This window comes from Acinetobacter lwoffii (assembly GCF_019343495.1).
GTDB classification, from domain to species: Bacteria; Pseudomonadota; Gammaproteobacteria; order Pseudomonadales; family Moraxellaceae; genus Acinetobacter; species Acinetobacter lwoffii_P.
Genome location: NZ_CP072549.1, coordinates 2264328 through 2276517, shown reverse-complemented (window position 1 = coordinate 2276517; position 12190 = coordinate 2264328). Strand labels below are relative to the sequence as shown.

At 45.4% G+C, this 12190-nt stretch carries 15 protein-coding genes; 12 read left to right on the top strand and 3 right to left on the bottom strand.

Features of this window, described 5'->3' with window-relative positions; genetic code table 11:
- Nucleotides 1-96 precede the first annotated feature (96 nt).
- Entirely contained in the window at nucleotides 97-942 is an 846-nt protein-coding gene (nadC, locus tag J7649_RS10735) for a carboxylating nicotinate-nucleotide diphosphorylase (RefSeq protein WP_219307937.1), read from the top strand.
- Nucleotides 943-1042: 100 nt separating this feature from the next.
- On the opposite strand, the gene J7649_RS10730 is transcribed toward nadC, so the two are convergent.
- Both J7649_RS10730 and rph read right to left on the bottom strand, forming a co-directional pair.
- A complete protein-coding gene (locus tag J7649_RS10730; RefSeq protein WP_219307935.1) occupies nucleotides 1043-1240 on the bottom strand; it encodes a hypothetical protein in 198 nt (65 codons plus the stop codon).
- Nucleotides 1241-1421: 181 nt separating this feature from the next.
- Complete coding sequence (gene rph / locus J7649_RS10725; protein WP_219307934.1) at nucleotides 1422-2138, bottom strand: ribonuclease PH; 717 nt, start codon at nucleotides 2136-2138, stop codon at nucleotides 1422-1424.
- Nucleotides 2139-2348: 210 nt separating this feature from the next.
- Between rph and J7649_RS10720 the strand changes: the two genes are divergently transcribed.
- Nucleotides 2349-3050 carry a TetR family transcriptional regulator gene (locus J7649_RS10720; RefSeq protein WP_219307932.1) on the top strand — a complete coding sequence of 234 codons (702 nt, stop codon included), beginning with the start codon at nucleotides 2349-2351 and terminating at the stop codon, nucleotides 3048-3050.
- A gap of 54 nt (nucleotides 3051-3104) precedes the next feature.
- Here J7649_RS10720 and J7649_RS10715 read toward each other — a convergent pair whose 3' ends face one another.
- The gene (locus J7649_RS10715) at nucleotides 3105-3719 is read right to left on the bottom strand and encodes a thiol:disulfide interchange protein DsbA/DsbL (RefSeq protein WP_004281236.1); all 615 of its coding nucleotides are present in this window, start codon (nucleotides 3717-3719) and stop codon (nucleotides 3105-3107) included.
- A gap of 227 nt (nucleotides 3720-3946) precedes the next feature.
- Between J7649_RS10715 and ubiG the strand changes: the two genes are divergently transcribed.
- From ubiG to J7649_RS10665, 10 genes are all read left to right on the top strand, one after another.
- On the top strand, nucleotides 3947-4675 hold the full coding sequence (ubiG, locus tag J7649_RS10710) for a bifunctional 2-polyprenyl-6-hydroxyphenol methylase/3-demethylubiquinol 3-O-methyltransferase UbiG (RefSeq protein WP_004729050.1): 729 nt from the start codon (nucleotides 3947-3949) through the stop codon (nucleotides 4673-4675).
- Entirely contained in the window at nucleotides 4672-5361 is a 690-nt protein-coding gene (locus J7649_RS10705) for an HAD family hydrolase (protein ID WP_004281234.1), read from the top strand. The genes ubiG and J7649_RS10705 overlap by 4 nt, the downstream gene beginning before the upstream one ends.
- Nucleotides 5362-5400: 39 nt before the next feature.
- Nucleotides 5401-6147 carry a YciK family oxidoreductase gene (locus J7649_RS10700; protein WP_005094903.1) on the top strand — a complete coding sequence of 249 codons (747 nt, stop codon included), beginning with the start codon at nucleotides 5401-5403 and terminating at the stop codon, nucleotides 6145-6147.
- Nucleotides 6148-6303: 156 nt separating this feature from the next.
- Nucleotides 6304-6723 (top strand): hypothetical protein, encoded by a 420-nt coding sequence (locus tag J7649_RS10695; RefSeq protein WP_219307930.1) that lies wholly within the window; start codon nucleotides 6304-6306, stop codon nucleotides 6721-6723.
- Nucleotides 6724-6907: 184 nt separating this feature from the next.
- Complete coding sequence (locus J7649_RS10690; RefSeq protein ID WP_004281231.1) at nucleotides 6908-7063, top strand: hypothetical protein; 156 nt, start codon at nucleotides 6908-6910, stop codon at nucleotides 7061-7063.
- A 315-nt stretch (nucleotides 7064-7378) separates the two neighbouring features.
- The gene (locus tag J7649_RS10685; RefSeq protein ID WP_004281230.1) at nucleotides 7379-7765 is read left to right on the top strand and encodes an RcnB family protein; all 387 of its coding nucleotides are present in this window, start codon (nucleotides 7379-7381) and stop codon (nucleotides 7763-7765) included.
- A 242-nt stretch (nucleotides 7766-8007) separates the two neighbouring features.
- Nucleotides 8008-8394: an RcnB family protein gene (locus J7649_RS10680; RefSeq protein WP_005261495.1), complete on the top strand. Its 387-nt coding sequence runs from the start codon at nucleotides 8008-8010 to the stop codon at nucleotides 8392-8394.
- A 132-nt stretch (nucleotides 8395-8526) separates the two neighbouring features.
- Entirely contained in the window at nucleotides 8527-9870 is a 1344-nt protein-coding gene (gene argA / locus J7649_RS10675) for an amino-acid N-acetyltransferase (protein WP_004729045.1), read from the top strand.
- A gap of 333 nt (nucleotides 9871-10203) precedes the next feature.
- Nucleotides 10204-11160 (top strand): sulfonate ABC transporter substrate-binding protein, encoded by a 957-nt coding sequence (locus J7649_RS10670; RefSeq protein WP_219307928.1) that lies wholly within the window; start codon nucleotides 10204-10206, stop codon nucleotides 11158-11160.
- 24 nt (nucleotides 11161-11184) lie between these two features.
- Nucleotides 11185-12180 (top strand): aliphatic sulfonate ABC transporter substrate-binding protein, encoded by a 996-nt coding sequence (locus tag J7649_RS10665; protein ID WP_219307926.1) that lies wholly within the window; start codon nucleotides 11185-11187, stop codon nucleotides 12178-12180.
- Nucleotides 12181-12190 lie beyond the last annotated feature (10 nt).

Genomic DNA, 12190 nt, shown 5'->3' with positions numbered 1-12190 from the left:
ATCCCAGCAAACTGGATGAAAAATCGCTCATCTTTTATGTAACGGTGCTAAGATAAGGCGCAATTTTCACGGCTTAAAAAAGATACGGAAATACTCATGCGCATATCTCAAGCTTTGCTAGACCAGTCCATTCAGATCAATATTCAACAAGCACTTTCAGAAGATATCGGTGAAGGCGATATTACCGCCCTGCTGACTCCTGAAGATGAACAGGCCACTGCCACTATCATTAGCCGTGAAGACATGGTTTTGGCCGGCCAGCCTTGGGTAAATGCCTTGATTCAGGCCTATGATCCAAGTATTGAAGTGATCTGGCTGAAAAATGATGGCGATCATGTTCAAGCCAATCAAGCATTTTTAAAACTGGCCGGATCTGCGCGCAGCTTACTCACCGTGGAACGTCCTGCGCTAAACTTTGTCCAAACCCTGTCTGCGGTTGCGACTAAAACCGCCCACTATGTCAAAGAACTGCAAGGTTTAAACACCAAACTGCTCGATACCCGTAAAACACTTCCGGGTCTGCGTATTGCACAAAAATATGCCGTGGCGATTGGCGGTGGTCAGAACCATCGTCTGGGCCTGTTTGATGCCTTCTTGATTAAAGAAAATCATATTATGGCAGCGGGTGGCATTGCGCAGGCGATTGCCAAGGCACATCAAATTGCACCGGGTAAGCCTGTTGAAGTTGAAGTGGAAACCTGGGATGAGCTGAATCAGGCACTCGAATCCCATGCCGATATCGTGATGCTGGATAATTTCAGTCAGCAGCAGATGATCGACGCAGTGCAACATGTAGCTGGTCGTTGCAAACTTGAAGCCTCAGGCAATATCACCATTGATAATTTACGTGAAGTAGCCAGTACCGGCGTAGATTATATTTCCATGGGTGTGCTGACTAAAGATGTCAAAGCCATTGATCTGTCGATGCGTTTCAATGCTTAAGCCTAAATGGGATAGATGACCGTAGAGGGTGCGAAGCACCCTTTTTTTATTTTTAGAAAATTTTTTTGCGCATATTTTGCTCAATTTTCTATTTTAGACCTTAATCATCGTCGTCGTCCCGATTACCTCGACGATCGCGCTCATCATCGTCACCATCACGGTCGTTATATCTTCCGTTATCCTCATCACGATCCTGATTTAATACTGAACGCTCGTCATCTTCACGATTATTACCCCAGTCACAGGCAGTTAATCCAAACACGCCCAGCAATGAAATTGCACAAAGCCACTGTTTCATGCCGCATTCCTCATTGTGATCTCGCCTGATCCAATATCGATGCAAAACCGGTTCAGATATAGCCGATTCATGTCGGATTTTTGTGATGAAGCTTTGTGATGCAGTTTTTTCATACAGTGATTGCTGAAATTTCAGGCATAAAAAAACGCATCCGTAGATGCGTTTCTCAACATGGGATGGATTACCAGCCTAAAGCTTCTTGCTGTTTTTTCACCAATTCCTGAATGCCTTTCTCGGCCATTTCCAGCATGGCATCCGATTGTGCGCGGGTAAATGGCTTATCTTCTGCAGTGCCTTGAATTTCAATAAATTCACCGGCCTGAGTCATCACCACGTTCAAATCAGTTTGACAGTTTGAATCTTCTTCATAGCAAAGATCCAGTAATACTTCATCTTTAAAAATGCCCACAGAAACTGCAGCCACCAAACCTTTTAATGGATCATGTTTGATTTTTTTTCTTTCCAGCAAGACGTTCATGGCATCGACCAAAGCCACCGAAGCACCCGTAATCGCTGCAGTACGGGTACCGCCATCAGCCTGAATCACGTCACAGTCGATAGTAATGGTATTTTCACCGAGTTTTTTCAGATCGACCATTGAGCGCAAGCTACGACCAATCAGACGCTGAATTTCCTGGGTACGGCCACTCTGTTTGCCACGTGCCGCTTCACGGTCACTACGGGTATGAGTTGAACGTGGCAACATGCCATATTCAGCCGTTACCCAGCCCTGGCCCTGACCTTTGAGGAAACGCGGTACAGAACTATCCACACTGGCAGTGCACAGTACTTTGGTATGACCAAATTCAACCAATACAGAGCCTTCCGCATAACGTGTATAGTTACGGGTAATTTTCACTTCACGTAATTGATCTAATGCTCGTTGGTCGATACGCATAATAAGTCCTGTATGGGTTCAAAATAATTGCGGCTCAGTATAGCAGAAGCCTTTGCCAAGATTAGGCAGCCGGGCGATTCATTTACAAAATCAATGCATCAGCTCGCTACGAGTTGTCGAAATTCTGCCGATCTGTGGCACTACGATTTAATTTAATTTTTGCTAGACTAAAACTCTCTATGAGGGAAGCCAGTGACAGGAAACCCATTTATGTCCTTACGTGAAGATCGCAAGCAGCAAAGTCATCAGGCGTTACTCGATGCGACACTGGCATTCAGCAGTCAGGGCCGCGCTTTCAGCACGATCAGCCTACGTGAAGTTGCGAATGCAGTCGGACTGGTGCCGACGGCATTCTATCGGCATTTTCAGGATATGAACCAGTTGGGTCTGGAATTGCTGGATCAGGTTGCGATTCATATCAAGGGCGTACTCAATCAGCTGGGACAGGCTTATTTGTATCAGCCGAATACCCGAACCCACACCGGGCTGGAACTATTTTTTCAGGCCGTCGAATATCATCCTGAACCCTGGATTTTTTTTGTGGCAGAACGTTGGGGCGGTTCGGACGTGTTACGTGTCGGCATTGAACGGGAAATTCATTTTCTGGCTGAAGATGTCATGCATGAACTGGCCAAGATGCAATCTACCCGACATATTCAGGCGCCACAGGACTTGCAGGCTCTGGCACAGATGCTGATTGAACTGTCCCTGAACTGGGCCATGGGCTGGATTCATCTGCAGCATCAGGCTGATCCAGAGCTGCGCCGCGCCCAATCCAATGCCTTTAAAACCCAAAGCGTGCTACAGATGCAGCTTTTGCTGCGTGGCATTTTGCACTGGTACCGGCGACCTGCCGAAACAGTCGAAACCGCAAGTCCTGTGCTCAATGAAGCGGTCACTCCTCCGGCCTAAATAAAAAAAACCTGCATCATGATGCAGGTTTTTTTACTGATCGTCAGTTCAGACTTATTTGGCTTTACGCTCTTTCTCGATCAGGTAATTCACCACCTGAATGACTTTGGCATCATTACCCTGCACAATATATTTACCATTCACGGTCACTGCCGGAACACCACTTAACTGATACTGAGCAGCCAGATTTTTGGCTTGGGCAATTTTCGAAGTGATCGGGAAAGATTTATAAGTGCTGTTAAATTTCGCTTCAGGAATACCATAGCGGGTATAGAACTTGGCCAATTGCGCCTGTTCTAAAATTGGACGTTGCTTATCATGAATATCATGGAATAATTGTAAATGTGCTTTTTGACGCACACCCAATGCTTCAGACACATAATAAGCACGCGCTGCCTGCTCCCAGAGTGGATTCATTGCAGCCGGCGTACGTACAAAACGTACATCTTTTGGTAATTTTTTCAACCAGCCCTGCATATGTGGTTCAAGCGCGAAACAATGACCACAGCCGTACCAGAAGAATTCACGTACCTCAATTCTGCCCGGTTTTTCGACTTTGACTGGTTTTGCAACCACCTGATAGTCCTGACCTGCCACAAAATTGGCCATAGCATTGCCTGAAAAGGCCAAAACAGATGCGGCAACAGCGCCTAAAAGGAATTTTTTCATTCGGATTATCGTCCTCTAAATCATTATGCTTAGTTTATGTGTTCACTATAAATCAATTATGCCGGTTTCGTTTTCATTCTGTGAACTTTTTTGCTGCTTTTATCGCTTTTTCTGCCAGAATCGCTACACTAAACCATCGAACTGATTTTCAAGGTTTTAAATCAGTTTCTCTGGCCATTCGGCACATATATATTTTTAGCTAATCATGACTGATTGAGGTGACACCGATGTCGCAATTGAATGTTGATCCACAAGAAATTGCCAAGTTTGAAGCATTTGCAGCTATATGGTGGGATCAGCATTCCGAGTTCCGCCCCTTGCACATGATTAATCCACTGCGTTTAAACTGGATTGATGAACATGCCGGAGGCCTGAGCGGCAAAAAAGTGCTGGATGTCGGCTGTGGTGGCGGTATTCTGGCCGAAAGCATGGCGCGACGCGGTGCCGATGTACTCGGGATTGATATGGGCGCAGCCCCTTTAAATGTGGCACGCATCCATGCCGAACAGGAAGGTGTGAACAATATTGAATATCGTCAGGTGCCGGTTGAGCAACTGGCAGAGGAACAGGCTGGCCAATATGACATCGTGACCTGCATGGAAATGCTAGAGCATGTGCCAGATCCGGCATCGATTATTCAGGCCTGTCACAAGCTGGTCAAGCCAGGTGGTCATGTATTCTTCTCGACCATTAACCGTAATCCAAAGTCCTATTTATTTGCGATTATCGGGGCAGAATATGTCTTGCGCATGCTGGCCAAAGGCACCCATGATTACAGCAAATTTATCAAGCCGTCTGAACTGGCACATGATATTCGTAACGCTGGTTTAAAGCTCAAAGACATGACCGGTCTGCACTATAATCCGCTGACCAAGCGTTATTGGCTGGCACCGAATGTTGATGTGAACTACATGGTTTATACCGTGAAAGATAGCGCAGCAGAGACCACAGCATGAAAGCCGTTTTATTTGACCTAGATGGAACCCTGATTGATACCGCTGCCGATTTTATCCGAATTATCCAGCAGATGTGCCGTGAAGAAGGCCGCCCACTGGTTGCACCCGAGCTGATTCGTACCCAGGTCTCCGAAGGCGCTCGCGCTATGGTGAAACTGGTTTATCCGGAACTGCAACTAGAAGATCCGGTCTTTCTGCAACACCGTCAGCGCTTTCTGGACATGTACGGCGCAGATATTGCGGTCGATACCGATCTGTTTGATGGCATGTATCCATTACTTGAACAGCTAGAGGAAAATGACATTCCTTGGGGGATTGTGACCAATAAACCGCGCTGGCTCAGCGAGGCTTTACTGCAAGCGCTGAACCTGAGTGAACGCTGCGCAGTGCTGGTATGTCCGGAAGATGTCACTCGGACCAAACCCGATCCTGAACCGATGTATCTGGCAGCCAAGCAACTGAATCTTGCCGCGGAAGACTGTATCTATGTCGGAGATCATCCCCGAGATATTGATGCCGGCCGTCATGCCCAGATGCTGACCATTCTGGCTGCTTATGGTTATTTGCCGTTGCAATACAAAGACGATTTAAACGCCTGGCAGGCCGACCATATCGTGCATACTGTGACAGAATTACATCAATTGATTCAGACACTAGTACTGAAGCAGCATACTGCGGTATCTTGAACGCTTAACACTAAATAATAAGAAGTGAGGAGGTAGATAATGAAATATTCAGCATATCAACCTCGCCCCGATCTGCTCAAGGATCGTATCATCCTAATCACAGGTGCGGGCGATGGCATTGGACGTGCAGCAGCAATCAGTTATGCCTTGCATGGCGCAACTGTGGTGCTGCATGGGCGTACCTTAAACAAGCTCGAAGTCATTTATGATGAAATTGAAAGTTTGGGTGCGCCGCAACCTGCCATCTTGCCGCTACAACTATCGAGTGCGTCAGAACGTGATTATGAGCTTTTGCTCGATACGCTAGACCGTCAGTTTGGTCGTCTGGACGGCATTCTGCACAATGCCGGCATTTTAGGCGAACGGGTTCCCTTGGCGGATTATCCGGTCAATGTCTGGGATGATGTGATGGCGGTCAATCTGCGTGCACCCTTTGTCATGACCCAAGCGCTGTTACCGCTATTATCCAAATCTGAACATGCTTCAGTGGTTTTTGCCAGCTCAGGTGTAGGCCGCGAAGCCCGCGAACGCTGGGGTGCCTATTCGGTGTCTAAAATTGCTATTGAAGCGGTAAGCCAGTTATTTGCCAAAGAGCAGGTACATCCAAATATACGTTATAACTGCATCAATCCCGGAGCAACGCGGACTGCCATGCGCGCCAAGGCCTATCCGAATGAAGATCCGAAAACCCTGCCTACCCCCGATTCAATCATGCCGGCTTATCTGTATTTGATGGGTAACGACAGTCTGCATATGAATGGCCAGAGTATTGATGCACAGGATTAGATTATTCTGTCTGTCATTCAGGGAGCAATCGCTCCCTTTTTATTTCGTTTTTAGTCGTATTCAGCGCATAAATCTTGGCTAACTTCACCCCGCTCGCATTGAGTTTCACTAAAATAACAGCATACTAAGCCCCAATCTATTTCACTCGAGTGCATCATGACTGAATTAAACAATATTACGGTGACCCATTTAGACGATGGCATGGTGTCGCTGCTGATTGATCAACAGCCTATTTCAGAAAAATACGGCACCAAGTTTGAAGCCAGTATCGTGGATGACATCAAAGCACTCGAAAATGCTCAGAAACTCAAATTGTTCGAGCAATTTGTATTTTCACATCAGGATCTGAATTTTGAACATGCCTATTATTATGTGACTGGCATTGAAAAATTAGACGACAGTTATCGTCTGGCCAAGCATTTTGTTTATCGCATTAAAATTGAAGGTCAGCCAGAAATCGAACATGTCATCAGCAATCAGGGCAAAGCCATGACGGCCGAGGATGTACATGCCTTTATTCAGGCGCATGTGCAGAAATCACTCAACGATTATACTGACCTGAACTACGCTTATTAAAAGTCGGGTCATTGAATAATCTTGGGCACTTTTCGATAAAGTGCCCTTTTTTTCTTAAAATCCTGCAAAAAATAACAATAAATCGGATTTACATATTAAATATATAAAATTATACGGTTTTCCAAATTAAACTGATTGGACTATGCTTTCTTGAATCACAGATAGATCAAATCAGGAGCGCAGCATGGCTGACCAAAAACGTAAAATTGAAACAATTCACCGGATTGAACAGTTGCAGTTATCTGAAGCATTGATTGTGGCACTCGATGACGCCCTACAAGCTGAATCCGTGGCTGACGCGATTCAGTCCTTACAAGGTTTGGCAGAGCAATGGAATTAATCTCAAACTAAACCGGCAAAATTCTTTGTCGTTTCATTAAATCATGAACTTTTTTCTCGCTGACTCAATGCTGTTTTTTTGAGCTAAATCATCGATTTTCGCTTGCATGTTGGCCCTTGCTTTGATGAGATAAGGACATGGCTCGGTAGGCTACTTTATAGAAGTGATGCCGTCGCATATAGTCATGTAAAAACATGACATCATCATAATATCTCTGCATTTGTTATAAAAATTGTGCCTGTTCTTCACAGTTTCTCTGCAATTTTTCCGTACATTAGGTGCTGTAGAAGATGAACAATTTAATGAGGGTTCAACATGAAAAAGGTTTTGGTGGCACTGGCAATTTCTTGCAGTACATTCATGCTGAGCAATGTCGTCATCGCTGCCCCTCATTTCAATGATGAATCCCGTATGGATTCACGTCATGGTCATGACAAGAAGAAAGCCCGTGAGTTCCGAGAGGAAGATCAACAGGATAACCGCCGTATGCGTGAAGAACGTGGGGTGAAACGCCTGCAACAGTTACGCTGGCAGCCGGGTTATGTGATGCCGCAGCATTATCGTGGCAATGGCTATAAAGTTGAATATAAAGACCATCGCCTGCCTCGACCTGACCGCAAGCAGCAATGGTACAAAGTCAATAATGACTATATTCTGGTGGATTCTGAAAACAACAGCATTATCCGGATTGTGGGTGACTAGTTCATAAGTGCATTCAAATTTAATCTTCTTTAAGGCCCAACGATGTTTGGGCTTTTTTATTTCACTGGCTGAAAATTTTTAACCCAAAATCTCGCGGCTTTTCCAGTTTTCAAACTGCGTGATTCATCTACTAAATTTCTTCATGAATTTAACAATTTAACTAAATAGCCCTCACGCTTTCTATGTACTTGTTCGCTAATTTAGTCTCATCGAAATTAGATATACATCTTAAGGTGAGAGCCATGAAAAAAGTCTTAACTACAATCGCGTTATCTCTAAGTGCTTTGTTAGCTACTTCTGCAATGGCAGCACCACAGCATGACTCGCGTTATGACCATAATCCGCATAAACCGGCGCCACACTGGAATGCCAAAGACAGCAAGAAATGGAATGACGACCGTCGCTGGAATGATGACCGCCGTCATAACAACCGTATGGTCAATCCAAGCCGTGACTGGCGCGTAGGACAAACTTTGCCTCGCCAATATGACAACAACCGTTTTGAAGTAAGTGATCGCGAAGCACGCCGTTTGCCAAATACCGGTCGTTTCCAGCAATGGTACAAGGTCAACAATGACTACGTTCTGGTCAATGAGCGTACCAACAAAATTGTACGAATCATTAACTAAGCTTTCTCCATTACTGCTCGTCTTGCAGACACCTGAAGTCCCCTTCAGGTGTTTTTTTATATCTGCACTTCCACTTGCATTTTTTTTCATTAGAATCAAAGCTGGATCTTCAATCATTGAAATGGGCACAGCATGACTTCAGCAGAAACGTCACAAAGCACAACTTTGCAATATGTGCACTGGTTTCGCCATTCTGCGCCTTATATCAATGCGCACCGCAATAAAACCTTTGTAATCATGTTTGATGGCGAAGCCGTCTTAAATGATAACTTTCAGCATATTATTCACGATATTGCTTTATTACATTCTTTGGGCATTCGGCTGATTCTGGTACATGGTGCACGTCCGCAAATTAACCAGAATCTGGCTCAAAGCCAGATTACGACGCCTTTTTACCAGCAGCGTCGGGTCACCACACGTGAATCTTTAAGCTGCGTGATGAATGCCGTCGGTTCGATCCGCCTACAAATTGAAGCACTGCTGTCTATGGGACTGGCCAATTCGCCGATGTATGGCGCCCGGATTGATACCGTTTCAGGGAATTTTGTCACCGCCAAGCCGTATGGCATCCGCGATGGTATCGATTTTCAGTTGACCGGTGAAGTGCGCGCGGTTGATACCGATGCGATTCAGCGCCATCTGGACAGTCATAATATTGTGGTGCTTGGCCCGACCGGTTATTCCACTACCGGAGAAGTTTTTAATCTGCTGGCTGAAGAAGTCGCTACCAAAACTGCGATTCGCCTCAAGGCAGATAAACTGATTTTTCTCGGTAAGCAGCATGGTCTGATGGACAGTAACGGCCAACTCAAACGCGAAGTGACACCGCAACAACTGGATGATTTTATTCCGGTCGAGCAAGATGCATTGGAAAGAGGATTACAGTTAAAAGCCGCACAGGAAGCCTCCATGAACGGCGTACATCGGGTGCATCTGATTTCTTATGCCTATGATGGTGCCCTGCTGGAAGAACTGTTTACCCGTGATGGTTCCGGCACTCTGGTCACCGATGCACATTATGAAGAAGTGCGGATGGCAGATATTCAGGATGTCGGTGGCCTGATCGGTTTGCTGCGTCCATTGGAAGAAGAAGGTATTCTAGTTTATCGCTCCCGTGAACGTCTGGAAAATGAAATCAACCAGTTTGCCGTAATCGAACGGGACGGCATGATTCTGGCCTGTGCCGCCCTCTACCCGATTCCGACCACGGGTGATGAATTGCGTTCTGCAGAAATCGCCTGCGTTGCAGTACATCCAAGTTATCGCAAGTCTAACCGGGGTAGCCAGATCCTGCATTATCTTGAAGAAAAAGCCAAAAGCATGCAGATTCAGCAGCTGTTTATTCTAACCACCCGCACCGCGCACTGGTTTCTGGAACAGGGCTTTGAACCGGCTTCAGTCGATGATCTGCCGGATGCCCGTCAGGCTTTTTATAATTATCAACGCAATTCCATTGTTTGCAAAAAGTCACTTTAAAGTGACTTTTTCTTTTGGTGCCTTAGCTTAATTTTAGATAAAGATATCTGGCAATCTCGATTTAAATTTTAAAATTGCAATGCTGCTTTTCAGCTAAACATATCAGCAGATTAGATTTAAAGAAATAATTATAAATTTCATAAGTTTGATTAACTTAAATAGTAAATATTCATTTTTATATAAATCACTTTTTCGCATAAGTTTTGCGCTTTTTTATTTATCTTTTTTCTTCATTAGAAATTCCTGAATAGTTATTTTTTTGAAAAAACAAAAACGATTAGCGTGTGTCTAAGTTTTCATTCACTAGTTTGTCATTTTCGGGAGTTTTGATTCATGCGCCAATCTCATGTTCAGTTTTTAGCAAAGACTGTGGTACTTGGTACTGCGATGGTGGGTGTCATGATGCTTTCAGGCTGCTCGAAAAAAGAAGAGACCATTACCCTGAATATCGGTTTCCAAAAATACGGCGTATTACCTATTTTAAAAGAACGCGGTACGCTGGAAACCAGCTTAAAACAGCAAGGGGTCAATGTGAAATGGGTAGAATTTCCGGCTGGCCCGCAATTGCTTGAAGGCCTGAATGTCGGCAGCATCTCTTTTGGTGAAGCCGGTGAAGCACCACCGATTTTTGCCCAGGCGGCCAACTCAAATCTGGTCTATGTGGCCAATCAGCCGCAAGCACCTAAGGCCGAAGCCTTGATTGTACCGAAAGATTCACCAATCCAGTCTATTCAGGATCTGAAAGGCAAACGGGTAGCCCTGAACAAAGGTTCAAATGTGCATTACCTGCTGTTAAAAGTTCTGGAAGCCAACAAGCTGACACTCGGTGATATTGAAGTGATTTATCTACCACCTTCCGATGCACGTGCTGCATTTGAACGTGGTGCAGTTGATGCCTGGGTCATCTGGGATCCGTTCTTTGCAGCTGCTGAACATCAGATTGGTGCGCGTGTCATTGCCAGCGGTGAAAATGTGGTGAGCAACCACCAATTCTATCTGGCAGATCGCAAGTTCGCAGAAAGCCATCCTCAGGTGGTACAGGCGGTTGTCAATGAACTAAACCTGACCACGGACTGGGTCGCAAAAAATCAGGACGCTGCCGCTCAGCTCCTGCAAAAACCGACAGGTCTAGCCGTCGATGTCTTAAAAACCTCTATTTCACGCATGGGCTTCGGTGTTAAACCCCTCACGACTGACGTGATTCAAAAACAGCAACAGGTCGCCGATGCGTTTTATGCGCAGCAGCTGATTCCACAAAAGCTGAATATTGATGCAGCAATTATTAAATAACAGCAGAATAATTCGAGAATAAAGATGAGTCATTTAAAAACAGTTTCTTATATCAGTTTAGCGTTATTGAGCTTTAGTCTGACTGGCTGTCAGAAACAGGAAGCACAGCAAAAGACTGCTGCAGACACCAAAGCAACACAACCGGTAAAAACCATTGCGATTGGCTTTCAGAAATCAGCCTTGAATCTGCTGGTGGCACGCGATGAAAAGCTATTAGAACAACAATTCCCGAGTGCCAAAATTGAATGGAAAGAGTTTCCGGCAGGTCCACAAATGCTGGAAGCCTTAGCGGTCGGTGCAGTGGATTATGGCTATGTGGGAAATACTCCGCCTATTTTTGCACAGGCGGCAGACAAAGCCCTGAGCTACGTGGCCTTTGAAAAAGTGGCGGGAAATTCTTTGGCCGTGGTCGTGCCGAAAGACAGTGCGATTCAAAACATTCAACAGTTGAAAGGAAAACGGATCGCGGTTCAAAAAGGTTCAAGTGCCCATGAACTTCTGGCCAAAACCCTGGAAAAAGCAGGATTGGAGTGGTCAGAGATTCAAGCCATTTGGCTTCCCCCTGCGGATGCACGTGCTGCTTTTGACAAAAAAGCCATTGATGCCTGGGCAATCTGGGATCCCTTTCTGGGTGCAGCCGAGTTCGACAGCAAGGTTAAGGTGCTGATTGAATCCAGTGACTTTCCACAAACCTACTCCTTTTATATCGGCAATCCCGAATTTATTCAGAAGCATCCGGATAGCCCCGGGAAGTTTATCCAGGCTTTAAATGCATCTGACCAGTGGATTCTTAAAAACCAGGCTGTAGCTCTAGATATTTATCAGAAAAGTACCGGTCTGAAATCGGAGGTAGCAAAGATTGCATTTGAGCGTCGTCTTAAACCTTCGCCGGTACAACCATTAACGACGGAAGTGATCAAAGCTCAACAGAATATTGCCGATCTTTTCCAGCAGGTTCAACTGATTCCCAAAACCATCAGCGTCCAGCAACAGATCTGGTCGCCAGCAGCCACACATTGATGAGCAAACA